We start from the raw sequence: 23,531 nt of genomic DNA, 5'->3' as shown, positions 1-23,531 counted from the left end.
TCTCAGATGTTGCGGAAGCGGTTGATGGCGTCGATGTGCTGGGCGCGCTTGGCCTCGTCGCGCACGCCCAGCCCCTCCTCGGGAGCCAGCGCGAGGACGCCGACCTTGCCCTGGTGGAGGTTGCGGTGCACGTCGTAGGCGGCCTGGCCGGTCTCCTCCAGGGAGTAGACCTTCGACAGCGTCGGGTGGATCTTGCCCTTCGCGACCAGCCGGTTGGCCTCCCAGGCCTCGCGGTAGTTGGCGAAGTGGGAGCCGATGATCCGCTTCAGGGACATCCACAGGTAGCGGTTGTCGTACTGGTGCATGTAGCCCGAGGTCGAGGCGCAGGTGGTGATGGTGCCGCCCTTGCGGGTGACGTAGACGGAGGCGCCGAAGGTCTCGCGTCCCGGGTGCTCGAAGACGATGTCGATGTCCTCGCCGCCGGTGAGCTCGCGGATGCGCTTGCCGAAGCGCTTCCACTCCTTGGGGTCCTGGGTGTTCTCGTCCTTCCAGAACCGGTAGTCCTCGGCGGTGCGGTCGATGATCGCCTCGGCGCCCATGGCCCGGCAGATCTCCGCCTTCTGCGGTGAGGAGACGACGCAGATCGGGTTGGCGCCGCCGGCCAGCGCGAACTGCGTTGCGTAGCTGCCCAGTCCGCCGCTGGCGCCCCAGATCAGGACGTTGTCGCCCTGCTTCATGCCGGCGCCGTTGCGGGAGACCAGCTGCCGGTAGGCGGTGGAGTTGACGAGGCCGGGGGCCGCCGCCTCCTCCCACGACAGGTGGTCGGGCTTCGGCATCAGCTGGTTGGACTTGACCAGGGCGATCTCCGCCAGGCCGCCGAAGTTGGTCTCGAAGCCCCAGATGCGCTGCTCGGGGTCGAGCATCGTGTCGTTGTGGCCGTCGGAGGACTCCAGCTCGACGGAGAGGCAGTGCGCGACGACCTCGTCGCCCGGCTTCCAGGCGTTGACTCCCGGGCCGGTGCGCAGCACGACGCCCGCGAGGTCCGAGCCGATGACGTGGTACGGCAGGTCGTGCCGCTTGGTGAGCTCGCTGAGGCGGCCGTAGCGCTCCAGGAAGGAGAACGTCGAGACCGGCTCGAAGATCGAGGTCCACACGGAGTTGTAGTTGACCGAGGAGGCCATGACGGCCACCAGGGCCTCGCCCGGTCCGAGCTCGGGCAGGGCCACCTCGTCCAGGTGGATCGACTTGCGCGGGTCCTTGTCGCGGGTCTCCAGGCCCGCGAACATCTCCGTCTCGTCCTTGTGCACGGTGATCGCGCGGTAGGACTCGGGGAGCGGCAGAGCGGCGAAGTCGTCCGGCGTGGACTCCGGCGACTGGATCGCGTCCAGGATCTTGTTCATGGTCACGGTGTTGCCTCCGGCGGTGAGCGCCCTGAGGGAGGGGCGCTGGGGTTTGCGTCGGTGCTGCTGAGGGTTCGGGGAAGTGCCGTCGGTTCGGCGGGGGTGGTTCGGCAGCGCTTTGTGGCGCGGGAGGTTGCCTGTGACGCAGGCGTCCGGGCGCGCAATCCATGGGGTTGCGGGGACAGCCGGCGTACGCATGGTCTCTGCACGCCGGCCGCCCGGACTCCTTCAACGTATGACACCGCGTGTCACCTCGCAAGGCACTGAGTGCCAGAACTTCCTCTCAGCTGAAATCTTTACGTAACAAATGAGCGATGATCGATCGAACGGGGACGAAAATCCGCGCGAAAAGGTGCTCTGACATGCCAAAACGGCCACCCCGAGGGGTGGCCGTCATCACAGCGCGAAGGGGACCGCGGAGGGGTCTCAGCGCTCCTTGAGCGCCTGCTCGATGGTGCGCATGACCTCGTCCAGCGATGCGTCGGTCCGGGCGACGGTGACCAGCACCTCGCCCTGGGCGGAGGACACCGCCGCCGCGACCGGCTGCGGGGAGCCGGCGCTGCTGCGGCCGGCTCCGATGCCCGTCCCGAACGTCTTGCGCACGATCGCGAAGGCGTGGTCGAGCTGGCTCTCGACGTCGCCCTGGCCGCCGGCCCTCAGCCAGCGCCGCAGGACGTGGTTGTGGGCGGTGACCACCGCGGAGGCCGCGACCTCGGCGAGCAGCGGGTCGTCGTTGGCGTCGTCGTCGTGCGCGTGCTCGTCGAAGTGGCCGAGGAGATAGCGGGTGAACAGCCGCTCGTAGCGGGCCACCGACGCGATCTCGGCCTCGCGCAGGGTGGGCACCTCGCGCGTCAGCTGGTAGCGGGCGACCGAGATCTCCGGACGCGCCGCGTACATCCGCATGACCTCCTTGATGCCCCGGCACACCGTGTCCAGCGGGTGCTCGTGCGCGGGGGCCGCGTTCAGCACGGCCTCCGCCCGGATCAGGGTGTCGTCGTGGTCGGGGAAGATCGCCTCTTCCTTCGAGCGGAAGTGACGGAAGAAGGTGCGGCGGGCGACGCCCGCCGCCGCCGCGATCTCGTCGACGGTGGTCGCCTCGTACCCCTTGGTCGAGAACAGCTCCATGGCCGCAGCCGCCAGTTCTCGGCGCATCTTGAGTCGCTGGGCGGCCGCGCGGCTGCCTGCGGCGCTCTCCGGCGCGTCGGGCGTGGCTGGTGTACGTGAGGACCTGGCGGGCTGGGACATGACCCGAACGTACTGCATGTGCGCAGCTCGGTGCGCGTGTCCGGGGTTCCCGCCGCCCTCGGCGAACGGGGGCGGGCCCGTGGGGTCGAGCAGGCCGCCCCAGTCCTCCGTCGCCTGCGACCGGTCGCCGGCGCCGTCAGCGGCGGGCATATTCGCGGAAGCCGCGGCCGGTCTTGCGGCCGAGGCAGCCCGCGGCCACCAGGTGCTCCAGCAGCGGCGCCGGCGCCAGCCCGGGGTCGCGGAACTCGCGGTGCAGGACCTTCTCGATGGCGAGGGAGACGTCGAGTCCGACCACGTCCAGCAGTTCGAAGGGGCCCATCGGGTAGCCGCCGCCCAGCTTCATGGCGGCGTCGATGTCGTCCAGGGTCGCGTAGTGCTCCTGCACCATCTTGATCGCGTTGTTGAGGTACGGGAAGAGCAGCGCGTTCACGATGAAGCCCGCCCGGTCCCCGCAGTCGACGGCGTGCTTCTTGATGCGCCCGCACACCTCGCGGACGGTCGCGTGGACGTCCTCGGCCGTCAGCACCGTGCGCACGACCTCGACCAGCTTCATCGCGGGCGCCGGGTTGAAGAAGTGCATCCCGATCACGTCCTGCGGGCGCGAGGTGGCGCGGGCGCAGGCGACCACCGGCAGCGAGGAGGTCGTCGTGGCGAGGACCGCGCCGGGCTTGCACACCTTGTCCAGCGTCGCGAAGAGCTGCTGCTTGACCTCGAGGTCCTCGGCGACCGCCTCCAGCGCCAGGTCGACGTCGGCGAACGCGTCGTAGGACCCGGCCGGGGCGATCCGGTCCAGGATCTGGGCGGCGGCCTCGGCGGTCAGCCGGCCCTTGTCGACGGAGCGGGCGAGCGACTTGCCGATCCGGGCCTTGGCGGTCTGCGCCTTCTCCTCGCTGCGGGCGGCGAGGACGACGTCGTAACCGGCCTTGGCGAAGACCTCGGCGATGCCGGAGGCCATGGTGCCGGAGCCGGCGACGCCGACCGAGGAGACCGCACGCCCCGCCGCCCCGGCCCCGCCCGACAGCGGGGTCAGCGCGTCCGGGACGACCGTCGCGCTGCCCGGCGCCTCGTAGGTGTAGAAGCCGCGGCCCGACTTACGGCCCGTCAGGCCGGCCTCGCTGAGCTGCTTGAGGATCGGCGCGGGGGCGTGCAGCCGGTCGTGGGACTCGGCGTACATGGCCTCCAGGACCGTACGCGCGGTGTCGACGCCGATCAGGTCGAGCAGTGCCAGCGGGCCCATCGGCAGGCCGCAGCCGAGGCGCATCGCCGCGTCGATGTCCTCTCGGGAGGCGTACCGGGCCTCGTACATCGCGGCGGCCTGGTTGAGGTAGCCGAACAGCAGCCCGTCGGCGACGAAACCGGGCCGGTCGCCGACCGCGACGGGCTCCTTGCCCAGGTCGAGCGCGAGGTCGGTGACGGCGGTGACGGCCGCCGGGGCGGTCAGCACCGAGGAGACGACCTCGACCAGCTTCATGGCCGGCGCGGGGTTGAAGAAGTGCAGGCCCAGCACCCGCTCCGGGTGAGCCGAGTCGGCGGCGAGACGGGTCACGGAGAGCGCGTTGGTGCCGGTGGCGAGGATGGTCCCGGGACGCACGATCCCGTCCAGCTCGCGGAAGATCTGCTGCTTGACCTCGTACGACTCCGGCGCCACCTCGATCACGAGGTCGGCGTCGGCCGCGCTGCGCAGGTCGGTGCAGACGCGGATCCTGGCCAGGACGTCCGTGCGCTGCTGCTCGGTGAGCCGCCCGCGCTGCACGGAGCGGGCGGTGGAGGCCTCCAGCGCGGCGACGGCCCGCGCGGTCTGGGCCTCGCTGATGTCGACGCCGATCACGTCGCGGCCGGCCGTGGCCAGGACCTCGGCGATGCCGGAGCCCATGGTGCCGAGGCCGATGACGGCGATCGTCTGGAGCGGGGACAGAGGGGTGTCGGACAGGGGAGCGGCCATCGCGGGACTCCAGGAATGAGGTGACGACTGGGAACGCCCCCCGGTGCGCCGGGGCCTCGAGAAGGCCGGGCGCACCGGGTGCGGAAAAGAGGAGTGCGGGTGTGGTGCCGGGCTGCATGCGCACACGCCCGGTGTCGTCAGTGCGGGCGTGCACACGCCCCATGACGAACGAGAGTTCCGACCGGCCCTGTCCCGTGGCCGGGTCGTACAGCGGTACCACGCGGTACCGAACCGACATCTCGCGGCGACTGCGTCACCAGGCCGCCACGAGGAGGTGCTGCGAGTGGGTGACTCGCTCGAATGAGCTTAACCGGTGGGTAACGAGCGCGCCAGCCCTTTGGCTGTGATGCACCTCCCTTCCGGGACGAACACCTAGGCTCGGCGACATGGACGAAGAGTTGCGATCGCTCACGGAGCGCTTACGGCGGGAGTCGGGAGGCACGGCACTCTACGAGCGGCTCACCGCCACCGCCGACCACGACGCGCTGGCGGGGGTGCTCACCGAGCCGGGACAGCCGCTGTGGGCCCGCGAACTGGCCGCGTTCCGGCTGGCGGCGGCCGGGGACCGTCGGGCCTTCGAGGCGCTCGTCCTGCTGCTCAATCACCGGGACCCGCCGCGCTGCGCCTCCGCCGCCCGTGCGCTGGCCCGCCTCGACGACCCGCGCACCGCCCGTGCCGCCGCCGCCCTGGCCACCAACGAACTGCGGGTGGCCTACGCCCTGCAGCCCGTCCGGCTGCTGGTGGAACTGCGCGCACCGGAGTCCGTGCCCGCGCTGATCACGACGCTGCGGCGGCGGCTGCGGCCGCACGACCCCCACCGGCGGGTGGCGCTCGCCTGTGTGGAGGGGCTCGGCGCCCTGGGCGACGGCCGCGCCCGGCCGGTGCTGAACGACGCGCTCGCCCACCCGGTCCTCGCGGAGGCGGCCGTGCACGCCCTGGCGCGGATCCCCCGGCAGCGGTGAGCACACGGAACCGGACCCGGCGAATTCCGGCGGCGCGGGCGGGTCAGCCGCGGCCGGGGCCGGGCGGGAGGTCCGCGCGGTAGCGCACCTCGGGCGCCGCGACCCCGTCCACCTCGAAGGCCTCCTCGGCGCCGTCCGCCCCGAACCCCGCGCGCTCGTAGAAGCGGCGGGCCGCGACGTTCCCCTTGAGCACCCAGAGGTACATGCGGGGCCGCCCGAGGGCGCCGGACCGTCGCACCGACTCCTGGAGCAGGGCGCGTCCGACGCCCCTGCCGAGGTGTCCTGGGTCCACGTAGATCGCGTACAACTCCGCGTCGGCCGTGCGCACTTCGCCGTCGCGGTAGGGACCGTGGGCGGCCCAGCCGACCACCGCGCCGCCCTGTTCGGCCACCAGGTTCACCACCGTGGGGTCGCTCCGCGCGAAGAGGGCGCGGCGCTGCTCGGCGTCCTCGGCGACGCTCAGCGCGTCCAGGTGGGAATCGGGGAGCAGCCCCCGGTAGGCGGTCTGCCAGCCGCGCACCCGGATCTCGGACACCCGGTCGACGTCGCCGGGCCCCATGTCCCGTACGGCGATCGGGGCGCGGCCCACCGCCGCCGACGTCTCGGCCCGCGTCCAGTACTCGGGACGGACCGGCCCGGCGGGCGCCGCCGGGGCGACCGCGTCGGGGGTGGGCGTCCTCGTGGGTTCGCTCATGCCTTCATGGTGGACCACGGGTCGGGCCACGCCCCCGACGGGTCGGGCGGACCGCTCAGCCGCGGAAGCCCAGCAGCCCGTGCAGGGTGGAGCCGCGGGCCGACGACTGCGTGACCTTCGAGCCCAGGGGCTCGGGGTCGGGCTGCGCAGCGCATACCGCGTCGGCCTCGCCGCTCCCGCGCGGCACCGTGCCGTCGGTCAGGTACGCCGCGAGGTGCTTGTCCAGGCAGGCGTTGCCGCTCAGCGTGATGCCGTGGTTCTGGCCGCCGTCCTCGACCACCAGGCTGGAGCCGCGCAGCAGCGCGTGGACCGTCGCGCCGCCCTCGAACGGGGTGGCCGCGTCGTCCGTCGCCTGGAACAGCAGGACCGGCGGCAGCGAGCCGTTGGTCACGTTCACCGGGCCGCGCGGCCGGGTCGGCCAGAACGCGCACGGGGCGTTGTACCAGGCGTTGTTCCACGTCATGAAGGGCGCCTTGGCGTAGGCCGACCAGTTGTCCGAGCGCCACTGGTCCCAGTCGCCCGGCCAGGAGGCGTCACGGCACTGCACCGAGGTGTAGACGCTGTAGCCGTTGTCCCCGGCGGCGTCGACGGCCGCGAGGTTCTTGTACGCCTTGACCAGCGGGCCGGTCTTGCCGTCCTTGACGTAGGCGGCGAACGCCTCGGCCAGGTGGGGCCAGTAGCCGTTGTAGTAGCCGCCGGGCAGGAAGGTGTCCTCCAGCTCCGAGGCGCCGACCGTGCCCTCGGCCGGCTTCTTGCCCAGGGCCGCCCGCATCGCGTACCACTTCGTCTCGACCTCGGCGGGGTCGGAGCCCAGCCGGTAGGCCGTGTCGTGCTTGGCGATCCAGGCCATCAGGGCGCGATGGCGGTCGTTGAAGGCGAGGTCCTGCGTGAGGTTGTCCTCGTACCAGACGCCGGTGGGGTCGACGATCGAGTCCAGGACCAGCCGCCGCACCCGCTCCGGGTACAGCCTGGCGTACACCGCGCCGAGGTAGGTGCCGTACGAGTAGCCGAAGTAGTTCAGCCGCGGCGCGCCCACCGCCGCGCGGATCGCGTCCATGTCCTGTACCGCGCCGAGCGTGTCGATGTACGGCAGCAGGTCGGCGTACTTCGCGGCGCAGGCCTCGGCGAAGGACCGGGCGCGCGTCAGGTTGGCCTGCTCGATCGCCTCGGTGAGCGGCACCGAGTCCGGTCGGACGGCGGCGAAGTGGCCCGGTCGGCAGTTCAGGGCCGGCGTGCTCCGGCCCACCCCGCGCGGGTCGAAGCCGATGACGTCGTACTGCGCCGACACCGCCTTCGGCAGCGCCGAGGCGACGAAGCCGGCGAGACTCAGTCCCCGGCCGCCGGGGCCGCCCGGGTTGACCAGCAGCGGCCCCTGGTACGTCTTCGCGGTGTGCGGGACGCGGGACAGCGCCAGCGTGATCTGTTTCCCGCCGGGCCGCGCGTGGTCGAGCGGCACCTTCAGCGAGGCGCACTGGAGCCTGGGCTGGTCGGTGGTGGCGCAGCCCTTCCAGGCGAGCTTCGCCGCGGGAGCGGGCGCGGAAGGGTGTGAAGGGCTCGCGCCGGCGGGCACGGCCGTGAGGGTCGCGGCCACGACGGCGACGGCGGCGCACAGCGCGGCTGCGCGTGGGTTCATGGAGTGCTCCCAGGACGGAGGTGGTCGGACCGCGCAGGTCACGGCCCCTGCCGGATCGTCCCGGAAAGTCCGCCTCGATGAACCTGTTCCGGCGTCGGCCCACCCGTTCGGGTCGCCGGATGCGCTCGAACGCGCTCAGATCAGGGTCAGTTGGGTGGGTCCGGAGCCGGTGGGCTCCTCGGCCGGTCCGGGCTGCGGGATCCGGCGGGGCATCCCCGCGCGCGTGGGTCCGATGCCGTACTCCTCGGCCAGCTCGTGGACCTGGCGGGTGATCCGCCGCTGGTACCACTTCGGGGCGTAGGCGCCGTCCGCGTACAGCCGTTCGTAGCGGCGCACCAGGTGGGGGTGGTGCTGCCCGAGCCAGGCCATGAACCACTCGCGGGCGCCGGGGCGCAGGTGCAGCGCGAGCGGGGTGACGGAGGTGGCCCCGGAGGCCGCGATCGCGCGTACGGTGGCGCGCAGTTGGGCCGGTTCGTCGCTGAGGAACGGGATCACGGGCGCCATCAGCACTCCGCAGCCGATGCCGTGCTCGGTGAGGGTGCGCACCACGTCCAGACGCCGCCCCGGCGCCGGTGTGCCCGGCTCGACCGTGCGCCACAGCTCGGTGTCGGTGAAGCCGACCGAGACCGAGACCCCGACCTCGGTGACCTCGGCGGACTGCCGGAGCAGGTCCAGGTCACGCAGGATCAGGGTGCCCTTGGTCAGGATCGAGTAGGGGTTCGCCCGGTCGCGCAGGGCGGCCAGGATGCCCGGCATCAGCCGGTAGCGGCCCTCCGCGCGCTGGTAGCAGTCGACGTTCGTGCCCATCGCCACGTGCTCGCCGTGCCAGCGGGGCGAGGCCAGCTGGCGGCGCAGCAGCTGCGGAGCGTTGACCTTGACGACGATCTGGGTGTCGAAGTCGATCCCGGAGTCGAGGTCGAGATAGCCGTGCGTCTTGCGGGCGAAGCAGTACACGCACGCGTGTGTGCAGCCCCGGTAGGGGTTCACCGTCCACTCGAACGGCATCCGGGAGGCGCCCGGCACCCGGTTGAGGATCGAGCGGGCCCGGATCTCGTGAAAGGTGATGCCGGCGAACTCGGGCGTGTCGAACGTCCTGGTCGTGACCGCGTCCGCTCCGAACAGCGCGGCGTCGGCCGGCCGGTCGTGACGGGTCTCCACGGTGAGGTTCTCCCAGCGCATGACGCCTCCTCGGTAGCACTGCCCCCACAATAGAACATGTGTTCCCATGATCGTGCGAGGGGCGTTCGGCGGCCCTTTTCGATCGCCCCGCGATCGCTGCCGGACCCCCGATTTGGGCGGCCGAGGACCGGGGTGGTTGGCTTGGCCCGAAGTCGAGGAACCCTGAGCACCCTTGAGCAACACGGACCTGGAGGAACCCCATGGCGCAGGTCGAGGCCACCACCGAGCGGGTCGTCGCGGCAGACCCGGAGAAGGTGTTCGACACGATCGCCGACTACAGCGGCGCGCGCGCGAAGCTGCTGCCCGAGCACTTCAGCGAGTACGAGGTGCGCGAGGGCGGCGACGGCGAGGGCACCCTCGTCCACTGGAAACTCCAGGCCACCAGCAAGCGTGTGCGCGACTGCCTCCTGGAGGTCGCCGAACCGACCGACGGCGAGCTCGTCGAGAAGGACCGCAACTCCTCGATGGTCACCGTCTGGCGCGTCACCCCGGCCGGCGAGGGCAGGTCCCGCGTGGTGGTCACCACCACCTGGGACGGCGCCGGCGGCATCGGCGGCTTCTTCGAGCGGACCTTCGCCCCCAAGGGCCTCGGCCGCATCTACGACGCGATCCTCGCCAACCTCGCCGCCGAGGTCGAGAAGTAGCCCGACACGCGCGCGCTCCCCGCACGTCGACGACGGTCACCGGTTCGCGTGATTCTCCCTCGTGACCGGGACGGCGCCGTGACCGTCGCGCCTGTCCGTGGCCGTCGCTTCCCGCGGCAGCCGTGCGGCAGGCGCGACGAGGGGAGCGGCGCGTGAGCGGGACCGCTCCGGCGAAGGGCGAGCCGGTCCCCGCGCCCCCTGCACAGGATCGGCCGGCCCGGCCCGCCTGGGGCGCGCGTGAACCTGCCGGACGCGGCCGGGATCGTCGTGGACACGCTCACCACAGAAGGCGACGGCCCGTTCCGCTTCGTCGGCCTCTCCTGCGGCGGGTGCACCGTCGCCGTCGCCGGTCCCACCCGCCGGTCGCCGGCGTCCTCCCGGGCCGACGGAGGCCGCACGGAACGTGATCCGCGGCTCGGCCACGAGGACCGAGACCCACCCCGATCGGCCGCGCGACCTGCGGTGTACCCCGGCGCACCCGGGGGGAAACCAATTCCGTCATTGCCGCACATGCCCACCGGCGTGGCCGTACGGTGGTGCTGCGGGACAGATCTTGCACAGCTCTGGGGAGAGAGGGCCTGGGCCATGGACCGTGGCACCGAGAGGGACGCGCCTTTCAGCCGCGGAACCGGCGGTGAGGCGGCGGACCGCGCGGGCCGTGCGCCCCTACGGGCGCAGGGCGACCCGTCCGCCGACGCCGGGCGGGTCCCGCTGGCCGTGGTCGTGGTGGACCGCGAAGGTCTCGTCTCCCACTGGAGCAGCGGCGCACGCCGGCTCTTCGGCGTCGGCAAGGACGAGGCGATCGGCCGTCCGGCGATCGATCTGCTGCCCGTCGCCGGCGCGCTCCCCGACCCCGGCGACGACCTCCTCTACGACGACTTCCCGGGCGGCGCCTACAGCGAGTACGGCGCCTACGACGGCCTCGGGCCCGGACTGGACTCCTCCCTGGACCGCGGACTCGGCTACCCGGCGGCCGGACGGGCCCGGTTGACCGTGCCGGAGCGGGACCGCGTCGACGTCCTCTGGTGGGCCTACCCGCTGGTCGGACCGGGGACGGAACGGCTGCTGGTGCTGGCCGCCGACGCGGCGGTCCTGCGCCAGGAGGAACCGGCGGACGCCCTGGCCGTGGAACGCGTCGCGCCCGGCTTCGCCGTGCACACCGACTTCCCCGGCGCGGAGGAACTCGCCCGCCGGCTGCCCGAGATCCTGCCCAGCATGAGTGTCGGCGAGAGCGCCCGCATCGTCGGTCAGATCCTCGAACTCGGCTATCCCGTGCTGGAGTTCAGCCACAACGACCGGGTGCCCGTGACCCCCGACTGGGGGGTGGCCCGGCGCGTCGAGCGCAGAGAGCGGCGCGAGCACGCCGCCCGCGCCGCCGCCGAGGGGCTGCCGATACCCGACCAGCTCGCCGACGAGGGCGACGACCTCGAGTACGTCGCCGTCCGTGAGCGGCTGGAGTTCCTCAACGAGGTCAGCGGGCGGATCGGCACCTCCCTCGACCTCTCCCGCACCGTCGTCGAGGTCAGCAGAGCCGTGGTGCCGCGCTTCACCGACGTGGCCGGCACCTATCTGCGCGAACAGGTCGTCGCCGGCGAGGGCTTCCCCGACGGCGTGCCGGACACGACCACCATGTGGCACCGGGTCGCCCTCGAGCACACCGACGAACCCGGCCGCTGGGACGACGTCGTGCCCGTCGGCGAGGCCATGCCGTTCCCCGCGCACACCCCGTTCTTCCAGTGCATGACCACGGGCGAGCCGGTCCTCGTGCCGCGGATCGACGAGCAACTGGGCCATGCCATCGCGTCGCAGTTCGACAAGCGCGACATCCGGCCCCTCATCACCGGCCGTTCCATGCTGGTCGTCCCGCTGAAGGCCCGCAACGTCGTCCTCGGTTTCATGATCCTGCTGCGCCACCCCGAGCGCGTCGAGTTCAACGACATGGACCGGGTCACCGGCGCCGAACTAGCCGCCCGCGCGGGCCTCGTGCTCGACAACGCCCGCATGTACACCTATCAGGAGTCCGTCGCCGAGACCCTCCAGGACAGCATGCTGCCGCACATCCCGCGCAGGATGGCGGGATGCGACATCGCCACCCGCTATCTGCCGGGGACCCTGCTGGGGCGGATCGGCGGCGACTGGTTCGACGCGGTGAAACTGCACGGCGCCCGCACCGCCCTCGTCGTCGGCGACGTCATGGGCCACGGCCTCAACTCGGCTGCCATGATGGGACAGTTGCGCACCGCCGTGCAGACGATGGCCGCCCTGGACCTGCCGCCCGCGCAACTGCTGCGCAACCTCGACGACCTGGCCCAGCGGCTCGGCGACGGCTATCTGGCGACCTGCCTCTACGCGGTGTACGACCCGATCGCAGGCGAACTGCACCTCGCGAACGCGGGTCACATCCCGCCCGTGCTGGTGCGCGCCGCCGACGGCCGCAGCGAACTCCTCGAACTCCCCACCGGCGCGCCCATCGGCGTCGGCGGCGTGCCCTTCGAGGCGGTGCGGGTGCCCGTGGCGCCGGGCGACCGGCTGGTGATGTGCACCGACGGGCTCGTGGAGATGCGGGGCGAGGACATCGGCGTCGGTCTGGCGACCCTGTGCGAGTCCGCGGCCCATCCTGCCGCGTCGATGGACGACGCCTGCGACACCATCATCCGCGCCCTGAACACCCGGGGCGGCCGCAAGGACGACGTCGCCCTGCTGATGGCCCGGCTCGGCGGCATCGCGCCGCAGGACGTCGCCGAACGGCGCTTCCCCCTGGACCCGGCCGAGGTCGGCCGGGCGCGGGCGGCGGTCCGTGAGCAACTGCACGCCTGGGGGCTCGGCGAGTCGGCCGGCCCCGCCGAGCTGATGGTGAGCGAGCTCGTCACCAACGCCCTACGGCACTCCCGCCGCAGCCCCGTGGCCGTGCGCCTGGTCCGCGGCGACACCCTGCTGTGCGAGGTCGACGACGACGATCACGAGCTGCCCACCCTGCTGAGCGCCGGTCCCGGCGACGAGGTCGGGCGGGGACTGCGCGTGGTGAGCACCCTGGCCCGCGAGTGGGGCGCCAGCCGTACGCGCACGGGCAAGTCCGTGTGGTTCGAACTGGCGCTGCCGCGGCGCTGACACCCCGCAGCCTCGCGCCGGGGCCGGGGCCGGGGCCGGGGCCGGGGCCGGGGACGGAGGCGAGGCGGGGGCGCGCCACGCATCGTGGATCGCGAACGCGGCGTGAAGGAACACGCACCGTGCTTGTCGCGGCGAGCGCAGGACGGTAGACCGTACTCGCCCGTCGCTTACGGCGGATCGGCTGTGCACCCAGGGGAGTTGGGCATGAGCGTGGCGAGTCGGTACCGGCAGGCGTGGGAGGGCTTCTGGCGGGAGGCCCCGGACGAGCCGGGCGGTGTGTTCTGGGACGCGGACCCGAAGGTCACCGCCGCGCGCCACCTCGCCCTCTACGAGCCCCATCTCGCCGATCCGGAACTGGCGTTGGTGGATCTCGGCTGCGGCAACGGCACCCAGACCAGGTACTTCGCGGACCGTTTCCCGCGGGTGATCGGCGCCGACCTGTCCGCGGCCGCCCTCGACCACGCACGGCGCGCCGACCCCGCCGGAAGGGCCGTGTACCGGGAGCTGGACGCGGCCGAGAAGGGCGCGGCCGAGGCGCTGCACGCCGAACTCGGGGACGCCAACGTCTATGTGCGGGGCGTCCTGCACCAGTGCGAGGCCGCCGACCGGCAGCCACTGGTGGACGGCATCGCCGCGCTGGCGGGGGAGCGCGGCCGGATCTTCCTCGTCGAGCTGTCGGAGGCCGCGCGTCCCGTCCTCGGCGCGCTGGCGCAGAGTCCGTCCGGTCCGCCGCCGAAGCTCGCGCCCGTGCTCCGGCACGGCATCGCCCCCGGCGAGGTCGCCGACGACGCGGTGCCCGTCCATCTGCGGGACGCCGGGCTCATGGTGCTCGCGTCGGGCGAACTGCCTCTCATCACCACCGAGTTCACGGCCGACGGCGTCAGGATCGAGCTGCCGTCCAGATGGCTGGTGGCCGCCCGGAGCATGTGACCGTCGTCATACGGCAGCGGCCTCTCGTGCGGTCACATCTGCGCCGCGGGCGGTGTCAGGGGGGTGAGGAGCACACGGAAACCCCCAAGAGGAGCTGTTGAAATGTCCACTGCCTATGTCGTCGTCACCGTCGTCGCCGCAGCCATGGCGGGCTTCTCGGCCGCCTCGGTCCTCCTGGGAGCCGAGTGGGTGCTGAAGCCGCTGGCCGACTACGGAGTGCCGCGCGCCTGGGGACCCTGGCTCGGCGCGGCCAAGGCCGCCGGAGCGGTCGGTCTGCTGGCCGGACTGTTCGTGCCCGTGGTCGGCCCGGCCGCCGCGATCGGCCTCGTCCTGTACTTCCTGGGGGCGGCGGTCACCGTGCTGCGTGCGCGCTGGTTCTCGCACGTGCCGTTCCCGCTGCTGTACGCGGCGCCGGCGGCCGCCTCGCTGATCCTGGCGTTCTGACCGGGCGAAGGGGCGGCCGCAGGACCCGGCCGCCCCTCGCCTGTGCGTCACGGCCGCCCCTCGCCTGTGCGTCAGTCGTCGGGTCCGGCGGTGTGGGCCGGCGCGGCGTCGAGCACCGTCACGTCGATCCCGGCCAGCCGCTCACGGTCCGCCACCACGTCGATCGCGGTGATGCCGCCTTCCGCGAACGTGAAGACGAGCGCGAGCCGCAGCCTTCCGCGCGGCGCCATGACAAGGCCCACCGTGCCGTCCAGCAGGGCGGGGCCGGTGAACCGGGCCCGGCCGGTCGCCGCCATCGCGCCCTCGGCCACCGGGCGGGCGCCGCTCACGCCGACCGGGCCGGGCGTCGGGATCACGAACCGGTCGGCGGTGAGGACCACGTCCGGGTGCAGCAGCGCCAGGAGCGCCTCGAAGTCGCCGCCCCGGGTGGCGGCGAGGAAGGCCTCGACGACCTCGCGCTGCCTGGCCCGGTCGGCGGCGGGAGCACCGCCGCCCCGGACGCGGCGGCGGGCCCGCCCGGTCAGCTGGCGGGTGGCGGCCGGGGTGCGCTCGATCAGCGGGGCGATGTCGTCGAACGGCACGGAGAACAGGTCGTGCAGGACGAACGCCAGCCGCTCGGCCGGGGCCAGCGTGTCCAGGACGACGAGGAGCGCCACCCCGACCGCGTCGGCGAGGAGCGCCTCCTCCTCGGGGTCGCCGGCCTCCGCCGCAGCAGCGGCGAACCCGGCGGTGTCGGCGCTCTCGGCGTCGAGCGGCGTCTCGGGACGCCTCCCGCGGGAGCGCAGCATGTTCAGGCCCACCCGGCCCACCACCGTGGTCAGCCACCCGCTGAGGTTCGCCACGTCGCCGACATCGGCCCGGCTCGCCCGCAGCCATGTCTCCTGCACGGCGTCGTCCGCCTCGCTGAGCGAGCCGAGCATCCGGTGGGCGACGGCGCGCAGCCGCGGCCGGTCGGCCTCGAAACGCTCCGCCGCCAGCGTGGTGTGTGCGGTCATGACCGGATCCCCCTCGTGGTCACCGCGGCGCGGACACGCGGTCACCGCGGTGTGGATGTGTACGCGGAGATCACAGCACGCCGCTGTGCGGTGGTGCCAACGGCCGCACACGGGCGGGGGCCTCGTCGCGCCGACGCCCTCCCGCGCCCCGGTCACCGGCACCGCACCCCGGCCGCCCGGCGCCGCGCCTCGGTCATCGGCGTCGCGCCCCGGCCGCCCGGCGCCGCACCCCGGCCGCCCGGCGCCGCACCCCGGCTGCGCGGCACCGCGCCTCGGTCACCGGCGTCGACGGATGTTGCGGCCTTTCTCCGCCGTGATCGACCGGAGAGGTCCTAGGCTCGGACTTCCTGGACCGGACGGGGGCCGCGGACGTGAAGATCCTGATCAGTGCCGACATGGAGGGCGCCACCGGCGTCACCTGGCCCGCCGACGTGCTGCCGGGGACCGCGCAGTGGGAGCGGTGCCGGACGATGTTCACCTCCGACGTCAACGCCGCCGTGCTGGGGTTCTTCACCGGCGGAGCCGACGAGGTCCTGGTCAACGAGGCCCACTGGACCATGCGCAACCTGCTCCTGGAGCAGCTCGACGAGCGGGCGCAGATGCTCACCGGGCGGCACAAGTCGCTGTCCATGGTGGAGGGCGTCCAGCACGGGGACGTCGACGGCATCGCGTTCGTGGGCTACCACGCGGGCGCCGGGATGGAGGGCGTCCTCGCCCACACCTACCTCGCCAACTCCATCACCGGCGTCTGGCTCGACGACGTGCGGGCCAGTGAGGGGCTGCTCAACGCACGGGTGGCCGCCGAGTACGGCGTGCCGGTCGTCCTCGTCACCGGCGACGACGTGGCCTGCGAGGACGCGCTCGGCTACGCGCCCGGGGCGCTGAAGGTCGCGGTCAAGGACCATGTCTCGCGATACGCGGCCGTGTGCCGCACCCCGGCCCGCACCGCGGCCGACATCCGGGCGGCGGCGAAGGCGGCGGCCCGGCTGGCGGTCCGTCAGGAGCCGGTGGCCGCAGGCCCGTTCACCGTCGCCGTGGAGTTCGACGCCGAGCACCTGGCGATGGCGGCCACCGTCGTGCCCGGCGTCGCCCGCACCGGGGAGCGCAAGGTCGCGTACACCAGCGGCACCATGTACGAGGGCATCCGCACCTTCAAGGCGGTCACCACGATCGTCTCGGCCGCGATCGAGGAGCAGTATGGCTGACGCACGCGCCCTGGACGAGGTCGTCCGCTTCACCTCCGACCTCATCCGCTTCGACACCGGCAACCGGGGCGGCGGCGACTGCCGGGAACGGCCCGCCGCCGAGTACGCGGCCGCGCTGCTCGCCGAGACGGGCGTCGAGCCGGCACTGCTCGAACGCACGCCGGGCCGCACCAACGTGGTGGCCCGGATCGAGGGCTCCGACCCCCGCGCGGACGCCCTGCTCGTCCACGGCCACCTGGACGTCGTCCCGGCCGAGGCCGCCGAGTGGAGCGTGCACCCCTTCTCCGGCGAGGTGCGCGACGGTGTCGTGTGGGGCCGCGGCGCGGTCGACATGAAGAACATGGACGCGATGATCCTCGCCGTGCTGCGGGCCTGGTCCCGGCAGGGTGTGCGGCCCCGGCGCGACCTGGTCGTCGCCTTCACCGCCGACGAGGAGGCCAGCGCCGTGGACGGCTCCGGGTTCCTCGCCGACCGGCATCCGGAGCTGTTCGAGGGCTGCGCCGAGGCCATCGGCGAATCCGGGGCGTTCACCTTCCACGACGGCGCCGGACGCCAGATCTACCCTGTCGGGGCGGGCGAGCGGGGCACCGGCTGGCTGAAGCTCACCGCGCACGGGCGCGCCGGACACGGCTCCAAGGTCAACCGGGAGAACGCGGTGACCCGGCTGGCCGCGGCCGTCACCCGGATCGGCGAGCACGAGTGGCCGCTGCGGCTCACCCCGACGGTCCGCGCAGCGCTCACCGAACTCGCCGCGCTGTACGGCATCGAGACCGACCTGAGCGACGTCGACGGCCTGCTGGAGAAGCTCGGCCCGGCCGCCGCCCTCGTCGAGGCCACCGTGCGCAACAGCGCCAACCCGACCATGCTGGACGCCGGTTACAAGCTCAACGTGATCCCGGGAACGGCCGTCGGGTACGTCGACGGACGGTATCTCCCCGGCGGTGAGGAGGAGTTCCGGGCGACGCTCGACGCCCTCACCGGACCCGACGTCGACTGGGAGTTCGCGCACCGCGAAGTCGCGCTCCAGGCACCGGTGGACGCGCCGCTCTTCGCCCGGATGCGGGCCGCGGTGCAGGAGTTCGCGCCCGAGGGGTACGTGGTGCCGTACTGCATGTCCGGCGGCACGGACGCCAAGCAGTTCTCGCGGCTCGGCATCACCGGCTACGGCTTCGCCCCGCTGAGGCTGCCGCCCGGCTTCGACTACCAGGCCCTCTTCCACGGGGTGGACGAACGGGTCCCGGTCGACGCGCTGCACTTCGGCGTCCGCGTCCTCGACCGGCTCCTGCGGACGGCGTGAACCGCGTCGTGGGCGCCACGGAAGGCGAGGCGCGGGTACTGCCCTACGGGTCCTGGCCGTCGCCCGTCGACGCGGCCCTCGCGGCCGCACACGACGGCCGCCCCGAGTACGTGGGCTTCGTCGGCGACGAGGTGTGGTGGACCGCGCCCAGGCCGGCCGAGAACGGCCGCCGCACCCTCGTCCGGCGACGCGCGGATGGTGCGCAGGAGTCGGTGCTGCCGCCGCCCTGGAACGTGCGCAGCCGGGTCGTCGAGTACGGCGGGCAGCCCTGGGCGGCCGCGGTGCGCGGCGACGAGGTCCTGGTGGTGTTCGCGCACTTCGCCGACCAGCGGCTGTACGCGCACGAGCCCGGCTCCGGCGGCGCGCCGAGGCCGCTCACCCCCGTCTCGACGGTGGGCGGCGGGCTGCGCTGGGCGGAGCCGCAGTTGCTGCTCGGCCGGGACGAAGTCTGGTGCGTGCTCGAGGAGTTCACCGGTGAGGGGCCCGGCGATGTGCGCCGGGTGCTCGCGGCCGTGCCGCTGGACGGCTCGGCCGCCGACGACCGCGCGGCAGTGCGCGAACTCACCGACGACCGCCGCCGGTTCGTCACCGGCCCGCGGCTGACCAGGGACGGCCGCCGGGCCGCCTGGCTGGCCTGGGACCATCCACGGATGCCCTGGGAGGGCACGGAGGTCCTGGTCGCCGACGTCACACCGGACGGCGCCCTGGGCGCGGCCCGGGTCGCGGCGGGCGGCCCGCGGGAGTCCGTCGCGCAGGTCGACTGGGCGCCGGCGGCGGACGGCAGGGCCGGGACGGCGGGCGAGGGGGGACCGCCGGCGGACGATCGTCTGCTGTACGTCAGCGACCGCAGCGGCTGGTGGAACCTGTACCGCGACCACGAGCCGCTGTGCCCGCGGCAGGAGGAGTTCGGCGGAGCCCTGTGGAAGCCCGGACTGCGCTGGTTCGCGCCGCTCGACGACGGGCTGATCGCCGTCGTGCACGGCCGGGGGACCACGGCTCTCGGGATCCTCGACCCGCAGACCGGCGAGCTCGCCGACGCGGCCGGCCCGTGGACCGAGTTCGCGCCCACCCTGGCGGTGCGCGGTGACCGCGTCGTGGCCGTCGCGGCGAGCCCGCGCAGCGGATACGAGGTGGTGGAGATCGACGCCCGCACCGGCCGTTCACGCGTCGTGGGCGCAGCGCACCACGATCCGGTGGACCCCGCCCACTATCCCGAGCCCCGGGTGCGGACCTTCGCCGGGCCCGGCGGGCGCGACGTCCACGCGTACGTCCACCCGCCCCGCCACCCCGGCGTCGTCGGCCCCGACGACGAGCTGCCGCCGTACGTGGTGTGGGCGCACGGCGGGCCGACCGACCGCACGCCGCTCGTGCTGGATCTGGAGATCGCCTACTTCACCTCCCGAGGCATCGGGGTCGCCGAGGTCGACTACGGCGGCTCCACCGGGTACGGGCGGGAGTACCGGGAGCGGCTGCGCGAGCAGTGGGGCGTCGTCGACGTCGAGGACTGCGCGGCCGTCGCCCTGGCCCTCGCCGAGGAGGGCCTCGCGGACCGGGCACGGCTGGCGATCCGCGGCGGCAGCGCGGGCGGCTGGACCGCCGCCGTGTCGCTGATCCGCGGCGGCGTCTACGCCTGCGGCGTCATCCGCTACCCCGTGCTGGACCTCGTGGGGTGGGCGACGGGCGGAACCCACGACTTCGAGTCGCACTACCCGGACTCCCTGATCGGACCGCTCGCCGAGACGCCCGCCCGGTACGCGGAGCGCTCGCCCGTCGAGCACGCCGACCGGATCACCGTGCCGTTCCTGCTGCTGCAGGGCCTGGACGACGTGATCTGCCCGCCCGCCCAGTGCGAGCGGTTCCTGGACCGGCCGGCGGGGCGGCGCGTGCCGCACGCCTACCTCACGTTCGCGGGAGAGGGGCACGGGTTCCGGCAGGCCGCCACGACGGTGCGCGCCCTGGAGGCCGAGCTCTCGCTGTACGCTCAGGTGTTCGGGCTGCACCCGCCCGGCGTCCCCAGGCTGGAGCTCGCACCGTGAAGGAACTCGTACGGCCCTCCCGTCTCGCCTCCGGCGCCCGGGTCGCGGTCGTCGCCCCCAGCGGGCCGGTGGCGGAGGAACGGCTGCAGGCCGGTCTCGACCTGCTGCGAGGCTGGGACCTCGACCCCGTCGTCGCCCCCCATGTGCTGGACCGGCATCGCGCCCTGCCGCACCTCGCGGGCACCGACGCCGACCGGGCCGCCGACCTCCAGCGAGCCTGGTGCGATCCCGCCGTCGACGCGGTGCTGTGCGCACGCGGCGGCTACGGCGCCCAGCGCGTCGTCGACCTGCTCGACTGGGACGCGATGCGGGCCGCCGGCCCCAAGGTGTTCGTCGGCTTCAGCGACAGCACCACCCTGCACGAGGCGTTCGCCGTCCGGCTGGGCCTCGTGACGCTGTACGGGCCGGTGGCCGCGGGCGTCGACTTCATCAAGAACGCCCGGGCGCAGGACCATCTGAGGGCCACCCTCTTCGCCCCCGAAAGCGTCCGCGTGGTCGGCGCCGCCGGCTCCGCCCTCGCCCCGGGGCGGGCGCGGGGCGTCACCCTGGGCGGCTGCCTGATGCTGCTCGCCACCGGGTACGGCACCCCGCACACCCGGGCCGGCGCCCGCGGCGGGCTGCTCCTGCTCGAGGACGTGGGTGAGCCGCCGTACAGCGTCGACCGGGCCCTCACCCAGCTGCTGCGCACGGGATGGCTGGACGGCGTCGCGGGCGTCGCCCTCGGCTCCTGGGACCGGTGCGGCCCCTACCAGGAACTCCGTCCGGTCCTCGCCGACCGGCTCGGCGGTCTGGGCGTCCCCGTCGTCGAGGAGCTCGGGTTCGGGCACTGCGAGGGAGCACTGACCGTGCCCTTCGGCGTGAGCGCCGAGCTCGACGCCGACGAGGGCACGCTCACCCTCGACGCGCCCGCCCTGCGCTGACCTCGCCGCGTCACCCGAAGGGCTGCCCTCACCGCGCGGGAGCGGGCCGCCGGGCCGACCCTGGTCCCATGAGCCCGAAGACCTCGAAGACCGCCAGGACCTCCGGGAGCCGGGGGACGACGATGACGCCAGGCCGGATCGCCGTCCTGGTGCTCGCCGTCCTCGCCCTGGTCTTCATCTTCGAGAACACCCAGGCGACGGAGATCCGGCTGCTCGTCCCCGTGGTGACCATGCCGCTGTGGGCGGCCCTGCTGGCCACAGCGGTGGTCGGCGCGCTGTGCGGGTCGTACTTCGCCTACTCCCGGACCCGGCGGAGGTGACCCGGTCGTAGGCTGGCTCGATGCCGCACACCGCATCGCGCTACCTCGCCGAGGGCCCCCGCGTGGGGATACGCCACTTCGCCTATGAGGACGGACCGGAGTTCACCTCCCGCGCGCGGGAGAGCAAGGACCTGCACCACCCGTGGCTGTTCCCGCCCGCCACCGCCGACGCCTATACGGCCTACGCGGGCCGGCTCATCGAGGATCCGTCCAAGGCCGGCTTCCTGGTGTGCACCCGGGAGGACGACGCCATCGCCGGGTTCGTCAACGTCAACAACATCGTCGAAGGCGCGTTCCAGAGCGGCGCACTGGGCTACGGCGCGTTCGCGCACGCGGCCGGACGGGGGCTGATGCGCGAGGCGCTCGGCCTGGTGGTGCAGTATGCGTTCGGACCGCTGCGGCTGCACCGGCTGGAGATCAACGTGCAGCCGGGCAACGCCGCCTCGATCGCCCTCGCCCGCGCCTGCGGCTTCCGACTGGAGGGATTCTCCCCGGAGATGATCCACATCGACGGGGAGTGGCGCGATCACGAGCGGTGGGCGATCACCGCCGGGCCGCGGACCGTGCCGCCGACTTCTGGTTGATCTTCATGGTGTCGAGGTCCGTGACCGTCGACCGCAGCCCGGTGAATCCGTAACCGAGTTCCCGCAGCGCCGTCTCCGCGCGCTCCTCGGCGAGCGCGCCCGCCATCTCGTCGCCGTCCGCCGCGTCCGACACCACCACGTAACGCATCGAGAAGTGCTTCAGCGGCGACGACTCGTAGGTCAGCGTGCCCTCCTCGGTGAACCGCATGCTCGTCAGCCCGTGGTCGGCCGCCCCGGCGATCAGCCGGGCGCGGTCCTCCTCACGCAGGCCGTCCCACGTGCCCCGGACGATCACCCGATAGGTGTGCTGCTCACTCACTGCCGCTCCTTCACGCATGCGTCGAGCCGTCGACGCCGTCGAAGGAGCGACTCTACGGGCGCGGGGCCGCCGCCCACCCGGAATTTCCGGGGCGGCCGGGCGGCGTCGGCCACCCCGGCGGCCTCGCCGGTCCGGGTGTCCGTCCAAGGAAACCGGCGCCGTCCGTCCGGTCCGCTCACGGCAGATTCGCAAGCACCTTGGTGCGGTAGAAGTCGAAGAAGCCGCGCTGGTCGGGGCCGATCTGGCCGACGTAGACGCGGTCGAAGCCGGCGTCACAGAAGGCCGTGAGGGCGGCGAGGTGCTCGTCGGGGTCGTCGCCGCAGACCGTGTTCTCGCCGACCATCTCCTCGCTGACCAGCGGATCCAGCTGCTCGAAGTGGCTCGGCGTGGGCAGGATCTGGGCCATCTCGCCGGGCAGCAGCTGGTTCGACCACAGCCGGCGTACCGTGCGGACGGCTTCGGCGCGATCCGTGCCGTAACAGACCTTCGTGCCACCGCTGACGAGCTTGGCGCCCCCGCCGCCCTTGCGGAACTGCTCGACCATCGGCCCGTCCGGCATCATCGTGATGTAGCCGTCGCCCACCCGGGACGCGAGGGAGGTCGCCTTCGGGCCGAATCCGGAGACGTCGATGGGGACCGGCTCGTCGGGGACCGTGTACAGACGGGCGTTCTCCACCGTGTAGTGGGGTCCGTAGTGGCTGACCTCCTCGCCGGTGAACAGCCGGCGCATCACCTGGACCGCCTCCTCCAGCATGTCCAGGCGCACGTTCGCGGGCGGCCAGGCGTCGCCGAGGATGTGCTCGTTCAGCGCCTCGCCCGAGCCGACGCCGAGACGGAAGCGGCCGTTCGTCATCACCGCGGCCGTGGCGGCGGCCTGCGCCACCACCGCCGGATGCATCCGGACCGTCGGACAGGTCACGGCCGTCTCGATCGGCAGCGACACCGCCTCCGACAGCGCGCCGATCACCGACCACACGAACGGGCTCCGGCCCTGCGCGTCGTTCCACGGGTGGTAGTGGTCGGAGATCCACAGCGCCTGGAATCCGGCCTGCTCGGCCATGCGCGCCTGCTCGACGAGTTCCGCAGGGTCGAACTCCTCGCAGGCCAGGAAGTAGCCGTACTCGGCCATGGGGGGTACCTCCGCGACTGATGGTCCGCTGACGCCGCCCGGGTACCCGGGGCCCGGACACGAAACCGGCGCACGTTTGGCCGCCCCTGCCCGGGGGACGCGGAAACCCTCGTACGACACCCGCCCGGACACCGCCGGAGGCCTGCTGTGAGCCCACTGCGCATCGTGCTCGCCGGCGTCGGCTTCGCCGGGCGCCGGGCGGCCCGACGACAACGATGAGGGGAACGACGTGAACGACCAGAATCAGGCGACCACCGAGTCCGGCGAGCTGCGTCCCTCCCCGGAGGACGATTCCCAGTCGATCACCGCGCCCACGCCCGAAGTGGGGCGGCACGGGGACGGAGACGCCGGATCCGCCCGGGACCGGTCCTCGCCGGAGGACGGCTCCCAGTCGATCGACGCGCCGACGCCCGAGGTGGGACAGCACAGTCCCGGACCGGCGAGGACGTCGCACGACGGCCGCGACGGCGAGCCCGCCGAGGAGCCCGCGAAGAACCAGCCCGGCGGGGAGCCCGCGAAGAACCAGCCCGGCGGGGAGCCCGCGAAGAACCAGCCCGTTCCCGGGGCCGCCCAGCGCGACGACCGCGCGGAAGGAGACCGCTGAC

The 23,531-nt window shown here is 73.3% G+C and carries 21 protein-coding genes; 12 read left to right on the top strand and 9 right to left on the bottom strand.

Features of this window, described 5'->3' with window-relative positions; translation table 11 throughout:
* Positions 1–2 precede the first annotated feature (2 nt).
* The 3 genes from ccrA to ACN6LD_RS25030 form a co-directional block, all read right to left on the bottom strand.
* Positions 3–1,340: a crotonyl-CoA carboxylase/reductase gene (gene ccrA, locus ACN6LD_RS25040; RefSeq protein WP_319190404.1), complete on the bottom strand. Its 1,338-nt coding sequence runs from the start codon at positions 1,338–1,340 to the stop codon at positions 3–5.
* A gap of 426 nt (positions 1,341–1,766) precedes the next feature.
* Positions 1,767–2,585, bottom strand: a complete 819-nt coding sequence (locus tag ACN6LD_RS25035; protein WP_319190374.1) for a TetR family transcriptional regulator — start codon at positions 2,583–2,585, stop codon at positions 1,767–1,769.
* Between the two features lie 136 nt (positions 2,586–2,721).
* The gene (locus tag ACN6LD_RS25030) at positions 2,722–4,527 is read right to left on the bottom strand and encodes a 3-hydroxyacyl-CoA dehydrogenase family protein (RefSeq protein WP_445044326.1); all 1,806 of its coding nucleotides are present in this window, start codon (positions 4,525–4,527) and stop codon (positions 2,722–2,724) included.
* A gap of 386 nt (positions 4,528–4,913) precedes the next feature.
* Here ACN6LD_RS25030 and ACN6LD_RS25025 point away from each other — a divergent pair, with 386 nt between their 5' ends.
* A complete protein-coding gene (locus tag ACN6LD_RS25025; protein WP_445044325.1) occupies positions 4,914–5,489 on the top strand; it encodes an adenylosuccinate lyase in 576 nt (191 codons plus the stop codon).
* 43 nt (positions 5,490–5,532) lie between these two features.
* On the opposite strand, the gene ACN6LD_RS25020 is transcribed toward ACN6LD_RS25025, so the two are convergent.
* The 3 genes from ACN6LD_RS25020 to ACN6LD_RS25010 all read right to left on the bottom strand — a co-directional run bounded on the left by ACN6LD_RS25020 (position 5,533) and on the right by ACN6LD_RS25010 (position 8,995).
* Positions 5,533–6,048 (bottom strand): GNAT family N-acetyltransferase, encoded by a 516-nt coding sequence (locus tag ACN6LD_RS25020; RefSeq protein ID WP_445044331.1) that lies wholly within the window; start codon positions 6,046–6,048, stop codon positions 5,533–5,535.
* Between the two features lie 190 nt (positions 6,049–6,238).
* On the bottom strand, positions 6,239–7,816 hold the full coding sequence (locus tag ACN6LD_RS25015) for an alpha/beta hydrolase (RefSeq protein ID WP_445044324.1): 1,578 nt from the start codon (positions 7,814–7,816) through the stop codon (positions 6,239–6,241).
* Positions 7,817–7,951: 135 nt separating this feature from the next.
* The gene (locus tag ACN6LD_RS25010; RefSeq protein ID WP_319190367.1) at positions 7,952–8,995 is read right to left on the bottom strand and encodes an Rv2578c family radical SAM protein; all 1,044 of its coding nucleotides are present in this window, start codon (positions 8,993–8,995) and stop codon (positions 7,952–7,954) included.
* 200 nt (positions 8,996–9,195) lie between these two features.
* On the opposite strand from ACN6LD_RS25010, the gene ACN6LD_RS25005 reads away from it, so the two are divergent.
* From ACN6LD_RS25005 to ACN6LD_RS24990, 4 genes are all read left to right on the top strand, one after another.
* Positions 9,196–9,639, top strand: a complete 444-nt coding sequence (locus tag ACN6LD_RS25005) for an SRPBCC family protein (RefSeq protein ID WP_319190365.1) — start codon at positions 9,196–9,198, stop codon at positions 9,637–9,639.
* Positions 9,640–10,224: 585 nt separating this feature from the next.
* Positions 10,225–12,747 carry a SpoIIE family protein phosphatase gene (locus ACN6LD_RS25000; protein ID WP_445044323.1) on the top strand — a complete coding sequence of 841 codons (2,523 nt, stop codon included), beginning with the start codon at positions 10,225–10,227 and terminating at the stop codon, positions 12,745–12,747.
* 204 nt (positions 12,748–12,951) lie between these two features.
* Positions 12,952–13,677, top strand: a complete 726-nt coding sequence (locus tag ACN6LD_RS24995) for a class I SAM-dependent methyltransferase (RefSeq protein ID WP_445044322.1) — start codon at positions 12,952–12,954, stop codon at positions 13,675–13,677.
* 102 nt (positions 13,678–13,779) lie between these two features.
* Positions 13,780–14,121, top strand: coding sequence for a DoxX family protein (locus tag ACN6LD_RS24990; protein ID WP_319192299.1), 342 nt, complete (start codon positions 13,780–13,782; stop codon positions 14,119–14,121).
* A gap of 71 nt (positions 14,122–14,192) precedes the next feature.
* On the opposite strand, the gene ACN6LD_RS24985 is transcribed toward ACN6LD_RS24990, so the two are convergent.
* Entirely contained in the window at positions 14,193–15,116 is a 924-nt protein-coding gene (locus tag ACN6LD_RS24985) for a sigma factor (RefSeq protein WP_445044321.1), read from the bottom strand.
* A gap of 371 nt (positions 15,117–15,487) precedes the next feature.
* On the opposite strand from ACN6LD_RS24985, the gene ACN6LD_RS24980 reads away from it, so the two are divergent.
* The 6 genes from ACN6LD_RS24980 (at position 15,488) to ACN6LD_RS24955 (ending at position 21,478) form a co-directional block, all read left to right on the top strand.
* Positions 15,488–16,321 (top strand): M55 family metallopeptidase, encoded by an 834-nt coding sequence (locus ACN6LD_RS24980; RefSeq protein ID WP_445044320.1) that lies wholly within the window; start codon positions 15,488–15,490, stop codon positions 16,319–16,321.
* The gene (locus tag ACN6LD_RS24975; RefSeq protein WP_319192303.1) at positions 16,314–17,618 is read left to right on the top strand and encodes a M20/M25/M40 family metallo-hydrolase; all 1,305 of its coding nucleotides are present in this window, start codon (positions 16,314–16,316) and stop codon (positions 17,616–17,618) included. Before ACN6LD_RS24980 ends, ACN6LD_RS24975 begins: the two co-directional genes overlap by 8 nt.
* Positions 17,615–19,654: a prolyl oligopeptidase family serine peptidase gene (locus ACN6LD_RS24970; protein WP_445044319.1), complete on the top strand. Its 2,040-nt coding sequence runs from the start codon at positions 17,615–17,617 to the stop codon at positions 19,652–19,654. The genes ACN6LD_RS24975 and ACN6LD_RS24970 overlap by 4 nt, the downstream gene beginning before the upstream one ends.
* The gene (locus ACN6LD_RS24965; RefSeq protein ID WP_445044318.1) at positions 19,651–20,574 is read left to right on the top strand and encodes a S66 peptidase family protein; all 924 of its coding nucleotides are present in this window, start codon (positions 19,651–19,653) and stop codon (positions 20,572–20,574) included. The genes ACN6LD_RS24970 and ACN6LD_RS24965 overlap by 4 nt, the downstream gene beginning before the upstream one ends.
* A 68-nt stretch (positions 20,575–20,642) precedes the next feature.
* Entirely contained in the window at positions 20,643–20,894 is a 252-nt protein-coding gene (locus tag ACN6LD_RS24960; protein ID WP_319192308.1) for a LapA family protein, read from the top strand.
* A gap of 20 nt (positions 20,895–20,914) precedes the next feature.
* Entirely contained in the window at positions 20,915–21,478 is a 564-nt protein-coding gene (locus ACN6LD_RS24955; protein WP_319192310.1) for a GNAT family N-acetyltransferase, read from the top strand.
* Here ACN6LD_RS24955 and ACN6LD_RS24950 read toward each other — a convergent pair.
* Together ACN6LD_RS24950 and ACN6LD_RS24945 are read right to left on the bottom strand one after the other, a co-directional pair.
* A complete protein-coding gene (locus ACN6LD_RS24950) occupies positions 21,438–21,797 on the bottom strand; it encodes a DUF6204 family protein (RefSeq protein WP_319192312.1) in 360 nt (119 codons plus the stop codon). The two genes, ACN6LD_RS24955 and ACN6LD_RS24950, sit on opposite strands and share 41 nt — an antisense overlap.
* A gap of 175 nt (positions 21,798–21,972) precedes the next feature.
* Entirely contained in the window at positions 21,973–22,926 is a 954-nt protein-coding gene (locus ACN6LD_RS24945; RefSeq protein ID WP_319192314.1) for a TIGR03557 family F420-dependent LLM class oxidoreductase, read from the bottom strand.
* 229 nt (positions 22,927–23,155) lie between these two features.
* Between ACN6LD_RS24945 and ACN6LD_RS24940 the strand changes: the two genes are divergently transcribed.
* Positions 23,156–23,530, top strand: a complete 375-nt coding sequence (locus ACN6LD_RS24940; RefSeq protein ID WP_445044317.1) for a hypothetical protein — start codon at positions 23,156–23,158, stop codon at positions 23,528–23,530.
* Position 23,531 lies beyond the last annotated feature (1 nt).

It is taken from the genome of Streptomyces sp. SAS_272, assembly GCF_052543235.1.
This window is presented reverse-complemented; position numbering and strand designations above follow the sequence as displayed.

Excerpts from the sequence above, each read along its gene's own strand:
- ACN6LD_RS24945 (WP_319192314.1), bottom strand. The coding sequence starts at position 22,926 with ATGGCCGAGTACGGCTACTTCCTGGCCTGCGAGGAGTTCGACCCTGCG.
- ACN6LD_RS24960 (WP_319192308.1), top strand. The coding sequence starts at position 20,643 with ATGAGCCCGAAGACCTCGAAGACCGCCAGGACCTCCGGGAGCCGGGGG.
- ACN6LD_RS25025 (WP_445044325.1), top strand. The coding sequence starts at position 4,914 with ATGGACGAAGAGTTGCGATCGCTCACGGAGCGCTTACGGCGGGAGTCG.
- ACN6LD_RS24990 (WP_319192299.1), top strand. The coding sequence starts at position 13,780 with ATGTCCACTGCCTATGTCGTCGTCACCGTCGTCGCCGCAGCCATGGCG.
- ACN6LD_RS25010 (WP_319190367.1), bottom strand. The coding sequence starts at position 8,995 with ATGCGCTGGGAGAACCTCACCGTGGAGACCCGTCACGACCGGCCGGCC.
- ACN6LD_RS24985 (WP_445044321.1), bottom strand. The coding sequence starts at position 15,116 with ATGACCGCACACACCACGCTGGCGGCGGAGCGTTTCGAGGCCGACCGG.
- ACN6LD_RS25035 (WP_319190374.1), bottom strand. The coding sequence starts at position 2,585 with ATGTCCCAGCCCGCCAGGTCCTCACGTACACCAGCCACGCCCGACGCG.
- ACN6LD_RS24975 (WP_319192303.1), top strand. The coding sequence starts at position 16,314 with ATGGCTGACGCACGCGCCCTGGACGAGGTCGTCCGCTTCACCTCCGAC.
- ACN6LD_RS25030 (WP_445044326.1), bottom strand. The coding sequence starts at position 4,527 with ATGGCCGCTCCCCTGTCCGACACCCCTCTGTCCCCGCTCCAGACGATC.
- ACN6LD_RS24955 (WP_319192310.1), top strand. The coding sequence starts at position 20,915 with ATGCCGCACACCGCATCGCGCTACCTCGCCGAGGGCCCCCGCGTGGGG.
- ACN6LD_RS25015 (WP_445044324.1), bottom strand. The coding sequence starts at position 7,816 with ATGAACCCACGCGCAGCCGCGCTGTGCGCCGCCGTCGCCGTCGTGGCC.
- ACN6LD_RS25000 (WP_445044323.1), top strand. The coding sequence starts at position 10,225 with ATGGACCGTGGCACCGAGAGGGACGCGCCTTTCAGCCGCGGAACCGGC.
- ccrA (WP_319190404.1), bottom strand. The coding sequence starts at position 1,340 with ATGAACAAGATCCTGGACGCGATCCAGTCGCCGGAGTCCACGCCGGAC.
- ACN6LD_RS25020 (WP_445044331.1), bottom strand. The coding sequence starts at position 6,048 with ATGGGGCCCGGCGACGTCGACCGGGTGTCCGAGATCCGGGTGCGCGGC.
- ACN6LD_RS25005 (WP_319190365.1), top strand. The coding sequence starts at position 9,196 with ATGGCGCAGGTCGAGGCCACCACCGAGCGGGTCGTCGCGGCAGACCCG.
- ACN6LD_RS24995 (WP_445044322.1), top strand. The coding sequence starts at position 12,952 with ATGAGCGTGGCGAGTCGGTACCGGCAGGCGTGGGAGGGCTTCTGGCGG.